Source organism: Sphingobacterium sp. UME9 (genome assembly GCF_014170215.1).
In the GTDB taxonomy this organism is placed as follows: domain Bacteria; phylum Bacteroidota; class Bacteroidia; order Sphingobacteriales; family Sphingobacteriaceae; genus Sphingobacterium; species Sphingobacterium paramultivorum.
The window spans coordinates 1165228-1186839 of sequence record NZ_LZZP01000013.1 but is presented as its reverse complement, the minus strand read 5'-3'; the positions used below and the strand labels follow the sequence as shown (position 1 = coordinate 1186839).

The window sequence follows — 21612 nt, the reverse complement described above, 5'->3', positions numbered from 1 at the left end:
TTAATGTAATTTTTAGATGAAGATAGAAAAATTAGGATTTATAGGATTAGGAAACATGGGATACCCCATGGCTAAAAATCTAGAAAAAGCAGGATTCCCCCTTTCTGTTTACAATAGAAACAAGGCTAAAGCAGCAGGCTTTGAAGAGCAATCAATTATCAGCGAAGATATAGGTGAATTAGTCGATCATAGCGATATTATATTCTCCATGCTCACAAATGATGAAGCAGTCAGCGAAGTATATGAAAAAATCCTCCAAATGGAGATCAAGGGCAAATTATTTGTCGATATGAGTACAATATCTCGTGAACGCTGTATTTCAATAGCCACTAAGCTAAAAGAAAAAGGCGCTGCTTTTATAGATGCTCCTGTTGCCGGCAGTACCAAACCAGCGACTGAGGGTACACTTATTATTATGGTGGGTGGTGATCCCGAAGATCTTCATCGCGCCCAACCATACCTCGAGCAGATGGGAAAATCGATCAAACATCTCGGCGAAAATGGCCAGGGAATTGCCGCTAAACTTGCGATCAACTATTTCCTTTCCACCATCTATCAAGGTCTCGCGGAGACGATCTTATTTTCAGATAAACTGGGAATTCAACGAAGCGATATGCTCGAAATCATCAACGATAGTGCCAGCGGCAGTGGGGCAACAAAAGTGAAAACACCATTATTGGTGGAAGAAAACTACAGTCCTGCATTCGCGCTAGACCTTATGCTGAAAGATATTCGACTGGCTCAACAAGCCGGTGCTGACTATCCCCTCCTCAAGACCTTAATCGAAACCTACGGGAAAGCACACGATCAAGGTCTCGGACAGCTCGATGTTATTGGTATCATTGAATCCATCAAGTCGTAGCTTCAGGTTGGCGACAGTGAAAAAAATGTACATTGAAAATTATATTTAGTTGAGATGGACTCCAAATTAGGTTCATTTCTGAACACACAAAATAATGAGTGGAACAAATTCTTTACAGATGAAAACAGTTATGACACTATTGATGCTTACTATGGTCACCATGACTACGCAGGCCCAACAATTAAAACAGGTTTCTTACCAGGATGGTGAACAAAAACTCAACGGCATGGTAACCGCCAATAGGGCAAAAAAAGGCCCTGCTGTCTTAATTCTTCCGGCATGGAAGGGAATTGACAACGAAGCGAAACAAGCTGCATTGCTTCTTGAAAAAGAAGGTTACATCGCTTTCATTGCCGACATCTACGGTGAAGGAAATATTCCCTCGGACAACACCGCAGCTTCGAAAATTGCCGGCCACTACAAGACAGACTATAAAGCTTATCAGCATCGCATAATGCTCGCATTGGAACAACTGAAAAAAGAGGGCGCTGATCCGACGAAAATTGCTATCATCGGCTATTGTTTTGGAGGTTCAGGAGCATTAGAAGCGGCGAGAGCCGGCTTCCCCGTCAATGCAGTGATCAGTATCCATGGAGGCCTATCCAAAGCTGCCGACAGACCCAATGGTTCGATCAAAACAAAAGTACTCGTTGAGCACCCAGCAGCCGATAAAAGTGTATCAAAAGAAGATTACGATGGGTTGGTCAAGGAATTAAATGAAGGAAAAGCAGACTGGCAAATAATCACTTACGCAAATTCTGGACACACATTTACGAATCCCGAGTCACCCGAATATAACCCCGTAATGGCTAAACGTGCCTGGGAGCACACCTTATTATTTTTGAAAGAAGTATTAAATTAAATAGCAAAGTCAACAACAGCAATATCGACCCAAATGAATTATAACGTGAAACTGCACATTTATCCGATTATCGTTCAGTTGTTAATATTGCTGTTGTATAGTCCCATCGCCATATCACAAACAGTAAAATCGCTAACCATAGCTAGTCCTTCGCAAGCAATATTGTTTGTCACCAATGAGTCCGATAAATCGACCGATTTTATCATGCGTCTACACGAAAAAAATGCTGCTGAGATTTTCAAACAGGTACCTTTTAGCACAACAAAGTTATTGGTCACAAAAACTGATGCAAAAAAACTTACATTCATCGTTAAAAATCACCAGTGGACCATCGACGTATTGTCATTGAAGCAACGTCATGCCATGATCTTGTTTGATGGATTAGCAAAACCCAAGATCATATACGATAGTAATACCTATCTGGCAGCAGCCAAACCGATATTAAACACCAGCACACCAATTGCGTCAAAGAAAGCTTCGGCACAATATAATGCCTCACATTTCTTTGACTCAATCGCACAAGTTCAATTTATTCCATCCGGGCAATATGCAGCGGCTGTTATCGCAAATCCCGCTCTTCCTCTTTATTACAGTCAGCGTAAGAATATATGTGACGGCACTTATGTAATGCAGCAGTTTTCGGACGAAAATGAGGTGCAATCCGGTGCAATTATGACGACTGTATATGAAGAAGGCAAAGAGATCACATCGAACAATCTTTCCGGGGGAAATAATTATTACAACAAAAGATGCTATAATCAATTCGGACTTATCGACTCCATACAGTACCTTCGAAATAGTAAGTGGAGCAGCAGTACAATTTACCGGTATCTCCCAAATGCCATTGTTTCCTACGATCCTACATTTGAATCGGCGATGATTTATCACTTGAACAGTAAACTCCAGGTTATAAAAAGTGAATCCATTCATTTTGTATATCAACGGAGAGACTGGACCATTTACAGTTATGATCAACAGAATCGAATTACTGAAGAGATTTCGGGCAGAAATGATCAAAGAGAAAGTCGCGTCCGCTATCAGTATGATAGTCCGGAAACAAGTGACTACTCACTACGCCAAACCTTCGATCAAAGCGATCGACTGACAGCCGAAATCAAGCGATCGTACCGAGCCAACGAAACGATTGATGAGTTTTATTATGAGGGTGTATTACAACAAAAATCTATTGTAAAAGATCTCGGAAACTGTACCTACGAAAGCTTGATATATAACAAGGAGGGAAAGTTAACAGCAAAATACATACAGGCAAAGAAAACCAACTAAACGAACTGAAAAACTGCACTAAGCTCAGACAATAAGATTCTTGATTTTGATAAAAAAATATTCGACGAAATTCGGCAAAAAACACATTTCTGCACTAATTTTGATAGCGATACATAAACGTCAAATTGAGAAAAAGAAAACTGATCAGTCAACACCATCCCATACTCTATTTTATTGCAGTATGGGCGAGAAGAGTGCAGCGCAAAGCCGTTTGGCTATTTGATAATAAGAAATACAGCACAGCTAAATCAGCTGAAAAACTTCCCTTTCGTATTAAAAAGCATCAGTCTGTCTTATTAAAAAAATTGGGCGAAAATAATATGCAACTGCAGATCAACAAAGTTACCAACCTGAAAATTGCAGCAGCACAGATTAATAGCATTCTGATCAGACCGAAGGAAACCTTTTCATTTTGTAAACTCGTTGGACTACCCACTGTAAAAAAAGGATATCTGCCCGGCATGGAGTTATCCTTTGGTGAAGCAAGAGCGGGTATTGGCGGTGGAATCTGTCAAATATCCAACCTCATCCATTGGCTTGTTATCCATAGTCCACTCACCGTCAATGAACGTTATCACCACTCTTTTGACCCTTTTCCTGACGATGGCCGTGTTTTGCCATTCGGTAGTGGAGCTACCGTCTTTTATAACTATCGTGATTATCAATTCACCAACAACACGCCTTACACCTTTCAAATAAATCTCTGGTTCACAGACAAATGTTTAGAAGGTGAATTGAGGATCGATCAAGAACTGGATTTTGCGTATCATGTCTTTGAAAAAGAACATCAATTTCTTAAAATAGACAATCAGTTCTTTCGTAAAAATGAGATTTGGCGCGAGAAGTTTTTAAAGTTTCAGGGTGGAAAAGTTTTAGAGACAGAGCTCTTGACCAAAAATTTTGCCCGCGTCACCTATGTTCCTACTGCGTATATTGAAATTAGTGCCGATCAAAATACGGCCGATTAATTCAACAAGCTAAGTGATCGAAAAATGACTGATATGAAAAGTCCTCTTTTTTGTTTAAGTTTGGTCTGGCTTTGGGGGTATTCTGTATAGAATTGAGATAGTCCCTTTGAACCTGATTCGGTTTATACCGGCGTAGGGAAAAGCAAAAATCCACTGTACAGCATACTCCTTTACTGCACAGGCTATCGCTCTTCTTCCCTCCAAGGCCACAAAGTACATCTTAGCATATGTAAAAAGAATGGAAGATTCAATTATCAATTTATTAGAGCAGCTGAGGGTTGAAAAACCCCTTGTACACAACATCACAAACCTAGTCGTGATGAACAATACTGCCAACGCACTTTTAGCCTTAGGAGCGTCCCCTGTGATGGTACACAGTCCATTAGAAGTACGCGAGGTTGTCGATATTGCACAAGCTCTTGTCATTAATATCGGCACCTTGAGTGAAGAAACAGCCGAAGCTATGCTGGTTGCTACCGAACATGCCAATACCATTGGACGGCCATGGGTACTTGATCCTGTTGGTGCTGGAATATCAGCATTCCGCAATGATTTATTATCCAATCTACTGGATCTCAAACCAACGGTTATTCGTGGAAATGCATCAGAAATCATGACGCTATACAACTTCAACCAACCGAACACAAAAGGAGTCGACAGCACGACAGCAAGTAAAGATGCCCTCCGATTTGGCCAATTATTACAAGAGCAAACCGGCTCCATTATCTGTATTTCTGGAGAAGTAGACTATATCCTTTCACAGCAATACCGGGTTGAAGTTTTTAATGGCAACCCTTTAATGACACAGGTAACTGGACTTGGCTGTAGCGCTACTGCGCTTATTGGTGCATTTCTAGGTGTTACAGACCAATATTTTGAAGCAGCTGTTGCCGGTGTGTCCATTTTGAGCTTGGCGGGAGAACTCGCTGCCCAAACAGCAGCTGGCCCGGGTACCCTGCAATTGAATCTCTATGATGAACTCTATCAGCTCAATGCAGAACGTCTAAAATCAAAGCTCAAGATCAAACGCTATGCGCATTAATCCGCTTTTCCCCTACCCTTTATATTTGGTGATTTCTGAGCGAGACTGTTATCCTCAAAATTGGCTCAGTGTCGCGGAAGAGGCCATTATTGGTGGAGTCGATCTTATACAACTGCGCGAAAAAGCTGACGATCCGGCTACATTTTTGGATAAAGCCTTGCGCTTGAAAAAACTGACCGATCATTATGGTATTCCGCTCGTGATCAATGATGTTGTAGCAATCGCTGCCCAAATCGAGGCATGGGGAGTACATGTGGGTCAAAATGATTTCCAGCCGCTCGCTATTCGTGAAAAATATGGCGATAAATTAACTATTGGCTGGTCAATAGAAGACATGCAACAACTGGAAAGTCAACAAATGTACGCCGTTGACCACCTTGGTGTAAGTCCCATTTTTTCAACGAAAACAAAGGTGGATACGGTTACTGAATGGGGAATTGCGGGTTTAAAACAACTTCGGAGTAGGACGGAAAAACCATTGATCGCAATCGGAAGGATGAACTTACAAACTGCAGAAGAGACCTGGAATGCAGGTGCAGACTCCATTGCAGTCGTTTCGGCCATATGCCAAAGTCAAGATCCCAGAGCTGCCAGTGCACAACTAAAAGAACTATTAAAATGACAAAAGATAAAAAATACCGCGTCCACACTGTACTCAGCATTGCAGGTTTCGACGGTAGTGGTGGTGCAGGTATACAAGCAGACACCAAAACGATATCTGCATTAGGATGTTATGCCATGAATGCCTTAACTGCCCTACCCGTACAGAATACACAAGGTGTAAGAAATATTTATGAAATTCCTACGAACGCTGTCCGAGACCAATTAGATGCTATTTTTGACGACATCTATCCCGATGCAATCAAAATAGGGATGGTACACAACATTGAACTTGTGGAGCTTATTAGCGCCTATTTAAAAGAATATAAAGGACCTATCGTATTTGATCCAGTCATGGTATCGACCAGCGGGCACAAGCTCATTCACGATGATACAATTCAGGCCTGCATAGAACTTCTTTTTCCTTTAGCAACGCTGATTACACCAAATTTAGATGAGGTAAGTGTTTTAGTAGACGAAGTTATTGACAATGTCGAGAAAATGGAAAAAGCGGGAAATAGCTTGTTGGCCAAGGGGTGTCAATCCGTACTGATTAAAGGCGGGCATCTCCAAAGTCAAGAGTTAACATCCCTGTTGTTCCAGCAGAAGAATCCAACAATTGAATTCAAATCACAAAAAATTAACAGCAAAAATACACATGGCTCCGGTTGTTCGCTTTCTTCAGCAATTGCGAGCCATTTGGCACAAGGCGTTGGCCTCGTTAGCGCAGTAGACTTCGCATTGGCCTATATACACGCAGCAATAGCTGGTAGCAAAGACCTCGTCATTGGCAAAGGAAATGGGCCATTAAATCACTTCCACAATCCGATTAAACTTATTCAATATGAACTGGACTGATCATGCCTGGGATTCAATAACATCAATTTATTCAGATATACTTGCTATGCCGTTTATTGTTCAGCTTAGTAATGGCAGTCTTCCCCTGGATAAATTTCAATTTTACATGCAGCAGGATGCTTTCTATTTAGAAGAATTTGGCCGCGTCCTTGCTTTTATAGGTGCTAAAAGCACGGATAATCAACAAGCATTGGACTATTTCGAATTTGGTCGCAATGCGCTTCTTGTTGAACGGGCATTACACGAAAATTACTTTCGGGAATTTGGTTTAAGTCCTGCCGACAAGAGCAACAAAATCGAACCAACCTGCCATCATTATGTCCATTTTCTAAAAAGTGTAGCCGCTTTCGAGTGCGTTGAGGTCGCTATGGCGGCAACACTCCCCTGTTTTTGGATTTATAAGGAGGTCGGAGATCACATTGTATCGACAGCAAATACACAGGGAAATCCCTATTCCAAATGGATAGAAACCTATAGCGGTGAGGATTTTGCACAGGGCGTTATCAAGGCGAAAAACTACGTTGACAAAATTGCAGCAGAAACTACTGCAACAAAACGGGAGAAGATGCGACAAGTATTTATAACAGCTTCCCAATTAGAGTATCAATTCTGGTTAGCAGCCTACAAACGAAGGGTATGGTAAACAAACTATTGTCCGATACCGAACAGTTGATGTTCAAAAATGAGCATTAACGAAAATAGCACTCAGGAACAAAACTAGTGTTAATCAGTATTTTAAACGGATTTAAAGTTTTGGCACTACTATTATACTATAGGTGGCAGTTAACAATAGAGCCTGTGCATAAGCACATAAGAAACGATAAAAAGGGAAATTAAAATGAAACTTTCAGTAACAATAAATTTAAACTAATAACAGAAAATAATGAAAAGAATCTTAACCATTGCCTTTATTTCATTTTTATATGTAGCTCAGGCACAAGAACGCGAAACGCGCAAGATCACTGCTCCAGACGGCATTTCATCGGCAACTTCACTACGTGTGGATTACATTCATTCAAATCGAAATGAAGTTGTTGTTGAAGCAAACAACCCTGAACATTTATCCCTTATAGAAACGACCGTAAAAAACGGTACACTGTACGTACAGTATAAAAGAAATACGCAAATTAGAAATGCGAGAAACAATCGTGTAATTGTTTATTCAAGTAAGATACCAACACGTTTCTCAGCATCTTCTAGCAGTTCAATTCATACCGATGAAACTATTAAGGCCGATAAAATTTCTGTTGACGTATCTTCTTCAGCAAGCATATCTCTTAAAAAATTAATTGCGGATGATATAAGCCTTTCAACCAGTTCTTCGAGTAGTTTAACAACGGATGTGAGCAGTAAAAATTTGCAGGTATCTGCAAGTAGTTCGTCCAGCCAAGACATTTCGGGAAGTGCTTCAAATTTAAATTTGAACACCAACTCATCGGCATCGGTTGATATGAGCCGTTTCTCAACAACAAATGCCCAAATACAAGCGAATTCGTCTGCAAATGTAACGCTCAGCGTGAAAGAAAACTTACAGGGAAAGGTTTCTACATCTGCAAGAATTGCGTTAAAAAATCAACCAAAAAATGTCCAAGTTGACAAATCAACTAGCGGCAGAGTAGTACTATAATTTTTAGTGTGGTCTTTAATAAAGACTGTTTGTTTATGTTTAATGTTTAGTTAGCTTAAAGGTGATACATACCCCAGTATCACCTTTGCTTTTATCCCCCTTTTTGCTCACACTTCTCCTTCTCCTTCTCCTTCTAAATTTACACATTAATCACCTCAAAAAGCAGTATCTGGAAATTAGTGAGATCGATAGCAACACCAGATTTCTACTCAAAAAAAACTATTTTAGGTCTCGGTTTCACGACATTTTTTGTATATTAATATTCATATAAATGACAAACTTTCGGCGTAATGGATAATTTTTTAGCGACTTGTATAAAGCAATTTCAATATTATAAATCATTGGGTGATAAAACATTTACACAACTAAGCACTGAACAACTCTTTTGGCATCCAAATGATTCAAGCAATAGCATTGCATTAATTGTAAAACATTTAGGCGGAAATATGCTTTCCCGTTGGACGGATTTTCTCAGCACAGATGGTGAAAAAGAAAATAGGAACCGGGATCAGGAATTTGAGAACAGCTGGACAGATCGCGATGAGCTTATTACCTATTGGAATGCTGGATGGGCTTGTCTATTTCAAGCAATTGAATCTCTCGGAGAAGAAGATCTCGTTAAAATCATCTATATCCGTAATCAAGGACATACTGTCATGGAAGCGATCTTGCGGCAACTCGCACATTATCCTTACCACATCGGGCAGATTCTCTATATCGGAAAAATATGTTTGGATGATAAATGGTCCACCTTATCGATACCCAAAGGTCATTCAGCTTCCTATAATAAGGAGAAATTCAGCCACGAAAAACAGCAACAACATTTCACCTCCGAGTTTCTAAAAGGGAATCAGGAGAATATGTATTAAATAAGCTTTTACACTCCATTAGCACAGTAATTACTCGAATGAAAGCATTGGATTTTAACCTATTTTTCGCAAACTTTTAAGTATATTTGTCATACATACAACTATTCTTTTTTAGTTGATTTCATTGGTAAGTACATTGTTTTAAGACTATGAAAAATTCGATTAAGATCATTAACAATTACGAGTATAAAAAGTTATTTCTACCTGATGTTTCTGAGCACAATTTATTCAATGAGAATAAAATTCAAGTCTATCGAATTGAAAATTACCTACGCAGTATCCTGATGCCTGTCATCCCCTATCGTACAACGTTTAATTTTCTCATTTTTGTAACGAAGGGATCCCTGACCCAACATCTCGAAAGCGCATCTTATACATTAACTGAAAATCAAGTCATTAATATCAAACAAGGCAATATCACGGCCACGCTGGCAATTTCTGATGATGTAGAAGGTTTTTTTGTGGTCTATGAAAATGAAATTGTGACTGATATTGAACTCGGTATAAACGATATCAAATTTTTCAATTCCCATCCATTTACCACACTAAAAGTACATGTAGCGCATTGGATCCAGCAAATGTTGATATTATTGGAAGAAGAACTTTTTACTGAGGGCCGTGTGATGGAAGTCTGCATTGCAATGATGCAGTGTATCTTATTAAAGGTGATAAAATCGGATATTGAAACAAAGGCCCCGATGAGCCGACAGCTAGATATTGCTTTCCGTTTTCGCGAATATGTACAAAAATTCCATATCGATCATAAAAACGTATTATTCTATGCCAATTTATTGCATATCTCTGAAAACTACCTCAATAAATGTGTTAAAGAAGCGACGAATAAACCACCGAAGCAATGGATTAGCGAAATAAGTATTTTACATAGCCAGATTCTGCTGCAGGATGCTACGAGAGATATTGCCGGTATAGCCTTTGAATTGAAATTTCAATCGCCCTCGTATTTCACTAGGCTATTCAAAAAAATCACTGGGTATTCACCCAGTGACTATCGAAAACATAAGTTTATGGCGGACTAATGTTTTTTATTGTAAGGTAGATTCCAGATTAAATCTACGGCTAAATAATGAACCCCAAAATCTACTTTGTCATAGCCTTTAATTAAGTCGTTCATATAACCCAGATCCAATCGCAAAGGTGTTTTTGGAATATCTGTCATGTAATAGAACCCCAGACGGGTCTCTTTATAAGCAAAGCTAGACCATGTACTAACAGGTTCGTAGAGCTTACTTATTGCAAAAAGCCCTTCTGCGCTCAAAGCCAATTCTTGCTTATTTTTAGCCGAAATTTTAAAATTTAGCTGCGACTTCAAGCGGGTCCTAAATTGAAAATTCTCTTCGGCTTTCTGAAAATCAGCTGTAAAGAACTTTCGAAACTCTTGCCTTAACGTATTTTTCCATTTCAAACGATCATTAAAGGTAAATGTATACGCATATCGTCCATATAACCTAAATTCTTGCTCGACACCTTCATTATGGTAGGGTGCCGCCTCATCATAAACGTTTTGGCGACGATAGCTCAATGCATAGCTATATTGTTGATTCTTAGCAAATTTATGATAGACCTCATGGTTTAACACCCAAATGGCCTGCTTATGAAATGGATTTGAATCGTCGGGCGTACTTTTAGTTCCCAAACCGATGTAGGTTAGTGCCTCTTTGGTTCCCGCACTATCTAGTTTGCGGCGTAAGCCTAGAACGGACCAAGATGCGGTCCTTGCTTTTCCTAATCCCGGCGGACTGACTTGCGCGTAGGCAGTATTTACATGAATTCCCAATAAGAGCATTATTGGGAATAGTTTTATTAAACGAAATTTAAACATAGATAAAATTTTAGTTCACAAAAAAGGACTAGGAAGTCCCTTCGGCTGATGAAAATTTATTCACCAACCATTTATCAATAAGTTTGACCGGTTGCATCGCCCACATCGCAAAAACAAATGGAAAAGTCAATGTTGTCCAGCCGTGATGAATCAAAAAGTGATCAAAATATGTGGCGATAATTACAGCAATTAATACATATACGCCATCACGAACACGTGGGCCGCTCAAGGCGATTCCAACCAAAACTGCATTGAAGCTAAAGATGCCATTATTGGTCATGTCTGCAGATTCATGGCCATGGTGGGAAATATAAACACTGATGATAACAGCAGCGAAACCGTAAAGTGCTCCCATGGGATTGCTCAGGAAAACCCCGATGAAAAAGATCAATCCAGCAATTAAACTACCCTGAAAAATAACCTGACCAAAGGCATGGCCTTCAATTAAGAAGTCATCCATTTCCTGAATATCAACAAAATGCTCGGGTACCGTCCTTAAGGCCAATTCTGGAATACTCAACACATACAATGCGATCCAGGTAATTAAAATAAAAGGAAATGTAAATACGGGCAGATTCTTCTTTAATGCAAACCCCATCAAGATGGTGGTCAACGCAGATCCTACGATTAAAGCTCCCCATACCCAGACGTTTGTCTGAAAATAGAAAACCAAAGCTATACCATAAAGCGTAGCATTAAATCCGAAGAGTCCATCATTGATATGATCCTCATCAAATTTCATCAACTTGGCAGTCAATACCCCAACGATATTGGCGAGGATTCCCGCAAAGCCCATTAGTGCCGAATCATAAATAATGGCGCCTATAAATAAAATACCCGTCCAAATGTTACCCTGTAACATAATTTGCCCAAATCCTTTAAAAAAAGCTTTTATAAAAGCTAGGATGTTATTTTTCATTGGAATATAATTAGTTGTTATTCAAAAATATGTTGTCCCATAATGCGCTCTGCATTTCTTTAAAAAGAAGATAAAGCTGTTCGGCACCGTAACCTAAAACGCGAACCATAAAACCGTCATGTTGCAATTCACTAATACCAAACGCGACGTCTTTGGTTTCTCCGTATTGTTCATGGAAAGTCTCGATCCAGTCACTTGGATTCAAGCCGGCACTATTAAGGTAGATCAAAGTCCCCTGGTGCGTATAGCCTTCCAAAATACCCAAACCTTGTATAGGCATACGATCTGGCTGCAGCAATACATTATCTTTCACAACAAGCCTACCATTGACATAACATTCTGTCAGATTTTGAAAGTGATTGTACATAAACTCTTCACCAGACATTTTCCGACCACAAGTCACGATTTCACTAAGCAATAAGTGACAATTAGAGGCAAGATGTACAATGTTATGGCTCAAAAAATGAGACGAATGTTGTGGTACTACAGGATGGGGCACATAAGAAAAAACAGCATTTTCACCGATATTCACTTCCATAGTTTGGGAAGAATGGCCTTTCATATGAAACAAACGCTGGTAAGCTTGCGTTTGTAACTGCAACTTAGCCCCCGGAGCAATATCAACTTGAATACGATGGTCATCTCCATCCAACAAACCAGGCGATGAACTCATAATCATCAAGTACGCTGCGTTGTCTTTTTGATATTGTCCAACTGGAACGATACGAAACGGTTGTGTCGCATATGCATCTTTTAAAAAGGATTTTCCCTCGCGATGTGCTATTTTAATATCTAAAGAACAGATCATAGTTAACGTAGTAAATTAGGTTCCTCAATATCTTGAAGGAGTGCGTATTTTTTAATCCAGCCTACAATCTCTTCCAAACCATCTCCAGTTTTTAGATTTGAAAACAAGAATGGAGAACCTTTACGCATTTTACGTGCATCATGCTCCATTACTTCTAAGCTTGCGCCTACATAGGGTGCCAAATCTTTCTTATTGATCAATAGAAGATCTGATCTTGTAATTGCCGGACCACCTTTACGAGGCATTTTTTCACCTTCGGCAACATCAATTACGAAAATGGTGATATCGGCGAGATCCGGGCTATAGGTAGAAGTCAGGTTATCACCACCACTTTCAATCAAAATCAACTCTAAATCCGGAAAGCGGCTTGCCAGTTCCTCCACAGCTTCCAAGTTCATACTCGCATCTTCCCGTATCGCCGTATGTGGGCAACCGCCCGTTTCTACACCGATAATCCGTTCACGGGGCAGCAAACTATTTTTGGCCATATATTCCGCATCTTCCTTGGTATAGATATCATTCGTAATTACTGCAAGATCAATTTCATTCATCAAACGCCTGCTCAATCTTTCCAATAATGCTGTTTTACCAGATCCTACAGGACCACCAACCCCTATTTTAACATATTTTCTGTTTTCCATTGTAATTGTTTTTTAAGAAATATAAACTCTAGAATATAATCGTTCGTGTTGCATGCAACGGATGTCAAATCCAATGTTGCATAAGCCCACTAAATTCCGTTCAACTGCTAAGGTCTCCTTGCAGAGATCAAGTATATCGTCATGTAAACCAAAAAGTATATCTTGGCCATCCAATTGCCCTAATGGCACAAGTTTAACAGCATTGGTCACCATCGTAATAGCGGCATTATAATAAAAGCCGTGTAACGCTTCTTCCAAAGGAATTTCCAAAAGTGACGCCAACATGCCATACATCAAACAGTAATGACTATCTACTTCCTTCTTTTGGATTAATTCACCCCAGGACAGCATAAAATCCTGCTGTTGATACCGACTGAATATTTTATAAATACGCACGCCCAGTTTTTTACTAGCATCGCGAATTTCTCTTGGACTTTTTAATGCTGTACATTCTTGATCTAGGGCGATCAATGCATCCATGTCCTGCGAAGAAGTTGCATCATAGGCTAGTTTCATCAAAGCAGCATCATTGTACTTCAGATTATACCAGAGATTATGACGCACGTATTTGTCCGCCGTGGCCTTATCACAGACTAAGCCCTGTTGCACATAGGTTTCCAGTCCATTTGAATGGGTAAACCCACCAATTGGCAATGTAGGATCTGCTAAATGAAGTAACTTGCCTAGAAATGTATTTTTCATTGACATTATTTTTTATTGTAAGTATATATCTTCAAGGACCAATCAGCTCCTTGCGTAATCTTCTCTATCATTGGGTATTAAAGCTGTCCAAGTTTTTCCTTTGATTCTTATTTTTTCCATTAAGGCATCAATGAGCCCGCTACGCTCGGTTATTGGACAGAAAGGATCTTCAATCTTCGTTCATAGCTGCTGGCGCTTGCGAATTCATGAAGGCTTTATCGTTGATTAAGAGCGGTATATTCTTCGTCGAAAACTTCATCTTCTGATGATGTTTTGGGTCGACATTTGCATTGAGCTGACGTAAAAGTTGGCGCTCGCAACGTTGCGGGTCAAACCCCTGTTTCGCTAACCACTCGTACATTGACCTTTCATAAGGCATAAGCAATTCATTTGCCTCCACAAATAGAGGCAAATGTTTATTTCCAATTTCACTACTTACAAAAGCGGTTCGAAGGAAATCAATTGCCATGACACGGATGACTTCACAAGGTTTGATCGTTACCACAACAATTTTCTCTTCATCTTCGTACAAGATATCGCCATCCTGCAAACTGGATGTATTACCCAACAATTTGACGGCAATATCCATTCCCTCCGCTGTACGTAAACGTTGAATACGTTTGGTCGACTCATACCATTCAATAGCGAGCGAATCAAGACGCTTATTGATCTGCTCACCCTGAATATTCCTTGTGATTTCCGTGATTATCATTTTCTAATTTTTAATAAATAGATTTTTAGATAAGCCTAAACCTACTGTAGACCCATTGATTCCCGTAATAACTTCGTGATCACTGGGAATAGCGGCATCTTTACTATTTTTCTTTTTATAAGACAATTCTGCCACTTTAGCTTTTAATGCCCAACCTTTTCCCAAGGCGATACCCACAAGCGGGTACACCCTGAATAGATACCCATTGTATTTACCATCGACCATAGTACCACCGGTCGCGACATGTTGATCGCCCCACAAATAATGCACATCAACCTGGCCAATTAACATGAAATGCTCACTAAGGGGCCAAGTATTACTATAGAAAGGTCCTATTTCATGCGAATGATCTGTAAAATCCAGTGCTTTATCCTTAGCAGAATTGAATCCATAGTTTAGCCCCGCATTCATGTTGTCGGTGAAAAAATAGGCAGCACCCACCGGAGCGGCACTAAATTGATGCCCCGCTGTTGTTTCGTGGTAATTCAGTGACCCATAAACCATGATACCCCCCTTTTGCGCATAGGCCGATTGTATCGTAAAGCATGCTATTGCTATACAACAGCCTAAAAATGTCTTCAAATTTTTCATTAGCGTAAATCGTATTTTAGCAGTAATGAAGCATCATGAGCAGTCATTATTCCCTCTCTTTATGCGCTTTTGATAAGCCCATGATGATTTCATCAACATATTGTTTTTCATAGTTTATGGCGTGATATCGGATCACGCCATAAAAAAGTAGTATAGGGTTAAAACAAGAAGTATCGTTGTCCCAACGAAACTGTATCAACCGGTTTTGATCGCAGAATCTCACCGTCAAGACTTACCTCATAATTCTCTGGATTGACGATAATTTCAGGTGTAGCATCATTGTGGATCATATCTTTTTTGGAGATATTCCGACAATTTTCTACAGCAAGTAAGGTTCTTTCCAATTTATACTCTTCTTTAATTCCTTTTTCCAATGAAATTTTAGAGACAAAGTCAAAACAAGTTTGGTGAACAGCTTTACCTAAACCGCCGAACATTGTTCTTAAAATAATTGGCTGTGGCGTAGGAATAGAAGCATTCGCATCACCCATTTTTGAAGCGATAATCATCCCGCCCTTAATAATCATTTCTGGTTTTGCGCCAAATAAAGCAGGACGCCAGATCACCATATCGGCAATTTTACCGGGCTCGATTGAACCAACATATTTGGAAATACCATGAGCAATTGCTGGATTGATCGTGTATTTCGCTACATAGCGACGTGCACGGAAATTATCGTTGTCCTTGCCTTCGTCTTCAGGTAATGGGCCTACTTGTTTCTTCATTTTGTCTGCAGTCTGCCAAGTCCGTGTGATGACTTCACCTACACGTCCCATTGCCTGCGAATCCGAGCTCATGATACTGAATACACCGCGATCTTGCAGTACATCCTCAGCAGCAATCGTTTCTGGACGGATACGAGAGTCAGCAAAAGCTACGTCTTCCGGAATTTCTTTACTCAAGTGGTGACAAACCATCAGCATATCCAAATGCTCGTCAATCGTATTTTTAGTGAATGGACGTGTCGGATTTGTCGATGCTGGCAAAACATTTGGATACATCGCCGATTTGATGATATCTGGAGCGTGACCACCACCAGCACCTTCTGTATGGAATGTATGGATGACACGTCCATTGATAGCTTGAATAGTATCTTCTAGGAAACCCGCTTCATTCAAGGTATCTGTATGGATTGCAACTTGCACATCGTATTGATCTGCGACAGTCAAAGCTCTGTCGATTGTTGCTGGTGTAGCACCCCAATCTTCGTGGATTTTAACGCCTAACGCGCCAGCTTCAATTTGCTCCACAATAGGTTGTTCAGTACCTACGTTTCCTTTACCAAAGAAACCGAAGTTCATTGGAAGGTCTTCAACAGCTTGCAACATGCGGCGTAAATTCCATTTACCCGGTGTTACTGTAGTTGCATTTGTTCCATCCGCTGGACCTGTACCACCACCAATCATTGTTGTAACACCGCTATACAAGGCCGTTTCAACTTGTGTTGGGCTGATATAGTGAATATGGGTATCAATACCACCTGGAGTTAAGATATATCCTGATCCACCATGTACCTCCGTAGAAGCACCGATAATCATATTTGGTGTAATATTGTCCATTGTATCCGGATTTCCAGCACGACCAACACCAACAATTTTACCATCCTTAATACCAATATCACCTTTCACGATACCCCAGTGGTCAATGACGATCGCATCAGTGATCACCATATCCAATGTACCTTCATCACGTGTATGAACTGAGGATTGGCACATCCCGTCACGGACAGTCTTACCACCGCCAAATTTGGCTTCATCGCCGTAGTAAGCGTAGTCTTTTTCGACTTCAATAATGATATCTGTATCTCCTAAACGGATTTTATCTCCACTTGTAGGGCCAAAGATGGCGCTATAATTTAATTTGCTAACTTTTAAACTCATGATACTTTGTTTTTAAAGCCTTGTTCTTTTACTTTTTTCATTGCATTTGCTTTCGCAACTTCGGTTTCGGTATCTCCATTTGCCAAATCATTGTGGCCATAGATCCTTCTTGCACCCGCATACGGAACCAATTCGACGTCTTTTGATTCACCTGGCTCAAAACGAACCGCTGTACTGGCGATAATATTCAACCGTTTGCCAAATGCCTTTTCACGATCAAACTCCATCATTTTGTTCACCTCAAAGAAATGAAAATGTGAACCTACCTGAATTGGTCTATCACCTGTATTTGTCACAGTGATAGTTGTAACTTCTCTACCTTCATTACAGATAACATAGCCATCTGCAATAAAAAATTCTCCTGGGATCATAGATTATATTTTAACAATTAGCGAATCGGGTTATGAACAGTAACCAGTTTTGTACCATCTGGAAATGTAGCTTCAATCTGTACATCATGAATCATTTCAGGCACACCTTCCATGACATCTTCACGTGTCAACAACGTTGCACCATACTGCATTAAATCAGCAACAGTACGTCCGTCACGAGCAGCTTCCAAAAGTTCACTACTGATCAATGCAATAGACTCCGGATAGTTTAATTTAAGTCCTCTAGCTTTACGTTTTTTCGCTAGTTCGCCGGCAAGATGAAGCAATAGCTTCTCTGTCTCTCTAGGTAATAAATGCATATAAATATTATTTAAATTGTTGTTATTCGAATTAAAACAAGTCACGGTGAGTACAGGTCACGACAAGGCCATACGACTTAAAAAAATCGTTCAAAATCGTGCTTAAAAGGACAGATTATACCCCTACGCAGCGCAAGGTCTGTCTCTTATTAACCGTTGTAAGAAATGGAAATTTTTATCCCAGAAACGGGATCTTTAAACTTTGGAAAAGAATATATTTTGGCGGCAGGATCAATCGATCCATATAAGGCCTTCTGTTATTCTGAATTTTGAGACGTACAGGATAACAGAATACAAAAAGACAAATTGAAAGCACTCCCCAATAGAGCAGCTTGCTCCATTCATCTTTGAGGTCCATCTGTTCGGTGATATCATAGACATCACGATCTTTAACCGCAGCGACCAAATTCTCCCGCTCGGAATTTTCCGAACCTTTTTCTACATGAGTATGGAAAGCCGCCAGGCTTATCCGGAAAACGGGTAAACTTTGGACAGTAGAATGCGTCGGTATAGCTATTCCTTTCATGAGCAGGGTGCTCAAAAGAAAAACTAAAAAGACTAAACTATACCTCATTCTTGTGTTCACAATTCTATTATTTGTTGTTCAAATTTACGACCAAAGCAGGCTACTTGACTAGCACAAATCTTGAATTAAGTAGTCCAAATTTGTTGAAAAAGCCCGCTTTGGAGATTTTAGATCAATATTTCAAATTTAAAAAGAGTAACCAACTGATACCATGATATTTCTCGGCGCACCAGCAAAGGCTCTCGTGTAGTCAAAACCACCTAAAAAATAATATTTATCGAATACATTGTTCAGGTTTACGGCCATTTTCATAGCACCAATGTGGTAATATGCCGCTGCATTAACAGTTGTATAAGATGGCCATTGTCCCCAGAGTGCATTTCCATCGCTATCCTTTCCGATGCTATTGTCCATCCGCTTACGGTCTACATAATAAACACCGGCACCAAAACCTAAGCCTTTTAAGGTACTATTTGAAAACACATATTTTAACCAGGCACTCGCCATATTTTTGGGTGCTCCTGGCAGGGACTGTCCTATTTCAGAAGGAACCGAGGATGATTTCACCTCCGTATCATTATAGGTATAATTGGCCATAACCTGGAACTCCCGTGTCAACTGCCCACGCACATCGAGTTCAACACCCTGGGATAGCGCTTTGCCAGATTGTCTATACTCCGGCAACCCTGAATCATTGATAGCCCCTGTGGCAATGAGCATATTCCGTCGTTCAATCCGGAATAAGGATAGATCAACTTGCAATTGTTCCTTAAAGAAACCCGTCTTCACCCCTGTTTCCACCTGGAAACTCCGCTCGGCATCAAAGGGTTTATCTGCACCATAATCTTTATAGTTCTGAATAAAATTGGCGCCTACAGGTACAAACCCTTGTGAATAACTTGCAAAATAGTTAATCTGCTTATTGATTCCATAGGTTACACCAAAACGAGGTAATAAGGCATTTTGTGTCGCATGAAACCGATTTTGTCCATCAAGTGTTTCAGAAGAATAGTGTTCATGACGTAGACCTACAATAAGTTTCAATCGGTCGTCAATGCTGATTTGATCCTGTATATATTTACCCGTTGTTTTATAAGGGCTCAAAAAAGGATAAGCGACTCCTGTACGCCATACATAATTCGTCAGATCATGAGTCGTATAGGTAGGATTGTTTAAATCAAAAGTCAAAGGAACAACTTTACCATCTATAGTTTGCTGCCTAGCCTCCCGCAATTGGTTTTCTTTGTCGCCCCGATATTGGGCAAAATCAATCCCAGCAACCAAATGATGATCAACTCTATCGCCCAAAAGATCCCACTTGACGTAACCGACAACATTATCGGTATAATCACGCCCATGGCGATCAAAAAAGCGCATATTCATAATGGTATTATGTGGTGCATCAGCAAACGTGTTCATTGTCCGGTGTTCATTGACATCTTCCTGATAGATGGATTTCATGTAACTCAGATTCAAACTAACATGTTCTGCCAGACGCTGAGACAAACGAGCGCTTAATGAAAAAGTCTTGGAATTATAAAAATCAGAAGGCTGGCTCAACGTAAATGATCTTGGCAAAGCATAAAAGTTATTTTCCTTAATCCCCATTCCCCGATCAAGATAACCGTTGAACTGATTATATACCATGTCAATATCAACCACCGTGCCTTCAGCTGGTTTGAAGGTGAAGGAAGGAGCAATCATCATTCGTTTCTGACGATTTACGTCACGGAAAGTCTTCGTATCTTCATAACCCGCATTAAAACGATATAAAATACGCTTGGCACTATCCAATGGTCCACCGAGATCTACAGTGGTTCGCATCGTTTCAAAACTACCACCGGCAAAATTCACATGCCCCTTAAAATCTTCCAAAGGCTTCTTTGTTGTCATATTAATTGTACCCCCCGGCACAATATCCCCAAACAAAGATGCCCCAGGCCCTTTCAAAACCTCGATATTTTCAAGATTGATCGTTAATGGCGAATTATAATAACTGTTACCATACCCATACCCCGAGCGTAAACCATTGACAAGCCGTACACCCGTTTCATAACCGCTTTTGAAACCGCGGATAACAACATCATCATAGGAAGATGCTTCTGTCACACCAGCCAGGTCCTGTACCAGCGCTCCAGTAGTAAAAGCCTGTTTATCTTCGATAAATTCCTTACTGAGTACAGCGACAGATTGCGGTAGATCCTTTAATTTTCCTGCAAATTTCCCCCCCAGCTCCATATTATTTGTCAGATATGAATTGTTGCGTCTACCCGTAACCAATACTTCATCCAATGTATTATCACCGGCTACCATAAGCAATCGAACTCCTTTTTTTGCATTCCAGTTGGCCGTGTTCAAATCCTGCAATACAGGCTTATACCCAATTGCAGCTGCACGTAGCTGTACAGGAAAAGAAGTTATTCCGGTAAAACTAAATTCGCCCTGAGCATTAGAACTTGTCTGTTTTTGTCGATCTGCCAGTGTCAATGTAACCCCTGAGATTGGATTACCGTTTTCATCCTGGATCTTACCAAATAGTGCCACACCTTGTTGTGCATACACCGCTCCCGGTACGGAAGCACTTGTCAATAAAGCGAAAGCTAGCGCTTTCATTACGTTGTTCATTCGAATAAATTATATATTTTTTGGCTTATCCACTTTTAGGGTTAAGCAATACGATCAACGAATAATTCCATGTGTATGGTTGGAAAATTCGATTCATTACAAAAGTCTTTCAACTGAAATCCCTGTTTTCCCCAAAACTCATAGGCTCCAGTCAGGAATGGGTGGGTATGTAAATAAAGCCTTTCGATACCTTTCTCCTTAGCGACCGCTGTCAAGCCCTTAAATAAGGCAGTTCCTAAACCTGACCTACGATAGCTTGGGTCGACAAAAAGACGGGCTACTTCCACTGTTTTCCTTCTGTCAATATCCAAATGCGGGAAACGGTAGTCATAAGCCAGCATGCCAACGACGCCAATCAGTTTACCCTGCTGATCTTTTGCCTGCAAGAATGCACCAATTTCAGCCTCAAGATACACGGCTGAAAAAGCCAGTAGATCTTTGGGAAGTTTATGTGCATCCAACATCGGGAACAACTGTTTCCGAAATTCTATGACATAAGGTAATACGACATCAATATCTTCTTTTTCAACACGAGATATGCTGATATTTTTCAAATGGGGTTGCGTAGGAAAACATCGCTTGCTCATCTGTTGATTTTCAACCAATATATTGCCGCTGTCTTTGATGGTATTCATATCGTTATAGCTATTTTAAAATATTTGCACAGTAAACTGAGCATCTCACTTGCAAACCATGATCTTTCAT

Annotated in this window: 23 protein-coding genes, 1 pseudogene and 1 riboswitch; of the genes and pseudogenes, 11 read left to right on the top strand and 13 right to left on the bottom strand. The window is 40.1% G+C overall.

Translation table 11 applies throughout. From position 1 onward, the window contains the following. Positions 1-16: 16 nt before the first annotated feature. The 11 genes from A9970_RS24005 (at position 17) to A9970_RS23955 (ending at position 10009) form a co-directional block, all read left to right on the top strand. A complete protein-coding gene (locus tag A9970_RS24005; RefSeq protein WP_182984007.1) occupies positions 17-862 on the top strand; it encodes an NAD(P)-dependent oxidoreductase in 846 nt (281 codons plus the stop codon). 118 nt (positions 863-980) lie between these two features. Beyond that, entirely contained in the window at positions 981-1724 is a 744-nt protein-coding gene (locus tag A9970_RS24000) for a dienelactone hydrolase family protein (protein ID WP_182984006.1), read from the top strand. A gap of 33 nt (positions 1725-1757) precedes the next feature. After that, positions 1758-3008 (top strand): hypothetical protein, encoded by a 1251-nt coding sequence (locus A9970_RS23995; RefSeq protein ID WP_220801689.1) that lies wholly within the window; start codon positions 1758-1760, stop codon positions 3006-3008. 125 nt (positions 3009-3133) lie between these two features. Beyond that, positions 3134-3976, top strand: coding sequence for a VanW family protein (locus tag A9970_RS23990; protein ID WP_235032797.1), 843 nt, complete (start codon positions 3134-3136; stop codon positions 3974-3976). Between the two features lie 63 nt (positions 3977-4039). Next, a riboswitch (TPP riboswitch) is annotated at positions 4040-4132 on the top strand. An 82-nt stretch (positions 4133-4214) separates the two neighbouring features. Then, entirely contained in the window at positions 4215-5018 is an 804-nt protein-coding gene (gene thiM / locus A9970_RS23985; RefSeq protein ID WP_159727652.1) for a hydroxyethylthiazole kinase, read from the top strand. Continuing rightward, on the top strand, positions 5008-5640 hold the full coding sequence (gene thiE / locus A9970_RS23980; protein ID WP_182984004.1) for a thiamine phosphate synthase: 633 nt from the start codon (positions 5008-5010) through the stop codon (positions 5638-5640). Before thiM ends, thiE begins: the two co-directional genes overlap by 11 nt. Further along, positions 5637-6476, top strand: coding sequence for a bifunctional hydroxymethylpyrimidine kinase/phosphomethylpyrimidine kinase (thiD, locus tag A9970_RS23975; protein ID WP_182984003.1), 840 nt, complete (start codon positions 5637-5639; stop codon positions 6474-6476). Before thiE ends, thiD begins: the two co-directional genes overlap by 4 nt. After that, positions 6463-7119, top strand: a complete 657-nt coding sequence (gene tenA, locus A9970_RS23970) for a thiaminase II (protein WP_182984002.1) — start codon at positions 6463-6465, stop codon at positions 7117-7119. Before thiD ends, tenA begins: the two co-directional genes overlap by 14 nt. Before the next feature lie 240 nt (positions 7120-7359). Then, positions 7360-8103, top strand: coding sequence for a GIN domain-containing protein (locus A9970_RS23965; RefSeq protein ID WP_153845827.1), 744 nt, complete (start codon positions 7360-7362; stop codon positions 8101-8103). Positions 8104-8393: 290 nt separating this feature from the next. After that, a complete protein-coding gene (locus A9970_RS23960; RefSeq protein ID WP_182331198.1) occupies positions 8394-8972 on the top strand; it encodes a DUF1572 family protein in 579 nt (192 codons plus the stop codon). Positions 8973-9121: 149 nt separating this feature from the next. Next, a complete protein-coding gene (locus A9970_RS23955) occupies positions 9122-10009 on the top strand; it encodes an AraC family transcriptional regulator (protein WP_159727658.1) in 888 nt (295 codons plus the stop codon). On the opposite strand, the gene A9970_RS23950 is transcribed toward A9970_RS23955, so the two are convergent. The 13 genes and pseudogenes from A9970_RS23950 to A9970_RS23890 form a co-directional block, all read right to left on the bottom strand. Next, on the bottom strand, positions 10006-10812 hold the full coding sequence (locus A9970_RS23950) for a DUF2490 domain-containing protein (RefSeq protein ID WP_182984001.1): 807 nt from the start codon (positions 10810-10812) through the stop codon (positions 10006-10008). The genes A9970_RS23955 and A9970_RS23950 overlap by 4 nt on opposite strands. Positions 10813-10840: 28 nt before the next feature. Then, a complete protein-coding gene (locus A9970_RS23945; RefSeq protein ID WP_153845823.1) occupies positions 10841-11731 on the bottom strand; it encodes an urea transporter in 891 nt (296 codons plus the stop codon). Positions 11732-11741: 10 nt separating this feature from the next. After that, positions 11742-12539: an urease accessory protein UreD gene (locus tag A9970_RS23940; RefSeq protein ID WP_075993435.1), complete on the bottom strand. Its 798-nt coding sequence runs from the start codon at positions 12537-12539 to the stop codon at positions 11742-11744. Positions 12540-12541: 2 nt separating this feature from the next. Next, entirely contained in the window at positions 12542-13180 is a 639-nt protein-coding gene (ureG, locus tag A9970_RS23935) for an urease accessory protein UreG (RefSeq protein WP_112376090.1), read from the bottom strand. Between the two features lie 12 nt (positions 13181-13192). After that, positions 13193-13882, bottom strand: coding sequence for an urease accessory protein UreF (locus A9970_RS23930; protein WP_182984000.1), 690 nt, complete (start codon positions 13880-13882; stop codon positions 13193-13195). Positions 13883-14051: 169 nt separating this feature from the next. Further along, positions 14052-14594, bottom strand: coding sequence for an urease accessory protein UreE (locus A9970_RS23925; RefSeq protein ID WP_182983999.1), 543 nt, complete (start codon positions 14592-14594; stop codon positions 14052-14054). Between the two features lie 3 nt (positions 14595-14597). Then, positions 14598-15185 (bottom strand): hypothetical protein, encoded by a 588-nt coding sequence (locus A9970_RS23920; RefSeq protein WP_153845820.1) that lies wholly within the window; start codon positions 15183-15185, stop codon positions 14598-14600. A gap of 158 nt (positions 15186-15343) precedes the next feature. After that, a complete protein-coding gene (gene ureC, locus A9970_RS23915; RefSeq protein ID WP_070567879.1) occupies positions 15344-17065 on the bottom strand; it encodes an urease subunit alpha in 1722 nt (573 codons plus the stop codon). Between the two features lie 65 nt (positions 17066-17130). Beyond that, positions 17131-17436 (bottom strand): annotated as a pseudogene (gene ureB / locus A9970_RS23910) (urease subunit beta); the annotation flags it as partial. A gap of 17 nt (positions 17437-17453) precedes the next feature. Beyond that, positions 17454-17756: an urease subunit gamma gene (gene ureA / locus A9970_RS23905; protein ID WP_075993440.1), complete on the bottom strand. Its 303-nt coding sequence runs from the start codon at positions 17754-17756 to the stop codon at positions 17454-17456. Between the two features lie 175 nt (positions 17757-17931). Next, a complete protein-coding gene (locus tag A9970_RS23900) occupies positions 17932-18282 on the bottom strand; it encodes a hypothetical protein (RefSeq protein WP_159727663.1) in 351 nt (116 codons plus the stop codon). A 186-nt stretch (positions 18283-18468) separates the two neighbouring features. Next, complete coding sequence (locus tag A9970_RS23895; protein WP_220801688.1) at positions 18469-20907, bottom strand: TonB-dependent receptor; 2439 nt, start codon at positions 20905-20907, stop codon at positions 18469-18471. A 41-nt stretch (positions 20908-20948) separates the two neighbouring features. After that, positions 20949-21542 carry a GNAT family N-acetyltransferase gene (locus A9970_RS23890; protein ID WP_259655467.1) on the bottom strand — a complete coding sequence of 198 codons (594 nt, stop codon included), beginning with the start codon at positions 21540-21542 and terminating at the stop codon, positions 20949-20951. Positions 21543-21612: the final 70 nt, after the last annotated feature.

Coding starts and splice junctions, on each gene's coding strand:
- A9970_RS23895 (WP_220801688.1), bottom strand. CDS start 20,907: ATGAACAACGTAATGAAAGCGCTAGCTTTCGCTTTATTGACAAGTGCT.
- A9970_RS23955 (WP_159727658.1), top strand. CDS start 9,122: ATGAAAAATTCGATTAAGATCATTAACAATTACGAGTATAAAAAGTTA.
- A9970_RS23965 (WP_153845827.1), top strand. CDS start 7,360: ATGAAAAGAATCTTAACCATTGCCTTTATTTCATTTTTATATGTAGCT.
- A9970_RS23930 (WP_182984000.1), bottom strand. CDS start 13,882: ATGAAAAATACATTTCTAGGCAAGTTACTTCATTTAGCAGATCCTACA.
- thiE (WP_182984004.1), top strand. CDS start 5,008: ATGCGCATTAATCCGCTTTTCCCCTACCCTTTATATTTGGTGATTTCT.
- A9970_RS23925 (WP_182983999.1), bottom strand. CDS start 14,594: ATGATAATCACGGAAATCACAAGGAATATTCAGGGTGAGCAGATCAAT.
- A9970_RS23900 (WP_159727663.1), bottom strand. CDS start 18,282: ATGAAAGGAATAGCTATACCGACGCATTCTACTGTCCAAAGTTTACCC.
- tenA (WP_182984002.1), top strand. CDS start 6,463: ATGAACTGGACTGATCATGCCTGGGATTCAATAACATCAATTTATTCA.
- A9970_RS23940 (WP_075993435.1), bottom strand. CDS start 12,539: ATGATCTGTTCTTTAGATATTAAAATAGCACATCGCGAGGGAAAATCC.
- A9970_RS24000 (WP_182984006.1), top strand. CDS start 981: ATGAAAACAGTTATGACACTATTGATGCTTACTATGGTCACCATGACT.
- thiM (WP_159727652.1), top strand. CDS start 4,215: ATGGAAGATTCAATTATCAATTTATTAGAGCAGCTGAGGGTTGAAAAA.
- ureG (WP_112376090.1), bottom strand. CDS start 13,180: ATGGAAAACAGAAAATATGTTAAAATAGGGGTTGGTGGTCCTGTAGGA.
- ureC (WP_070567879.1), bottom strand. CDS start 17,065: ATGAGTTTAAAAGTTAGCAAATTAAATTATAGCGCCATCTTTGGCCCT.
- A9970_RS23995 (WP_220801689.1), top strand. CDS start 1,758: ATGAATTATAACGTGAAACTGCACATTTATCCGATTATCGTTCAGTTG.
- A9970_RS23960 (WP_182331198.1), top strand. CDS start 8,394: ATGGATAATTTTTTAGCGACTTGTATAAAGCAATTTCAATATTATAAA.
- A9970_RS24005 (WP_182984007.1), top strand. CDS start 17: ATGAAGATAGAAAAATTAGGATTTATAGGATTAGGAAACATGGGATAC.
- A9970_RS23950 (WP_182984001.1), bottom strand. CDS start 10,812: ATGTTTAAATTTCGTTTAATAAAACTATTCCCAATAATGCTCTTATTG.
- ureA (WP_075993440.1), bottom strand. CDS start 17,756: ATGCATTTATTACCTAGAGAGACAGAGAAGCTATTGCTTCATCTTGCC.
- A9970_RS23945 (WP_153845823.1), bottom strand. CDS start 11,731: ATGAAAAATAACATCCTAGCTTTTATAAAAGCTTTTTTTAAAGGATTT.
- A9970_RS23890 (WP_259655467.1), bottom strand. CDS start 21,542: ATGAATACCATCAAAGACAGCGGCAATATATTGGTTGAAAATCAACAG.
- thiD (WP_182984003.1), top strand. CDS start 5,637: ATGACAAAAGATAAAAAATACCGCGTCCACACTGTACTCAGCATTGCA.
- A9970_RS23920 (WP_153845820.1), bottom strand. CDS start 15,185: ATGAAAAATTTGAAGACATTTTTAGGCTGTTGTATAGCAATAGCATGC.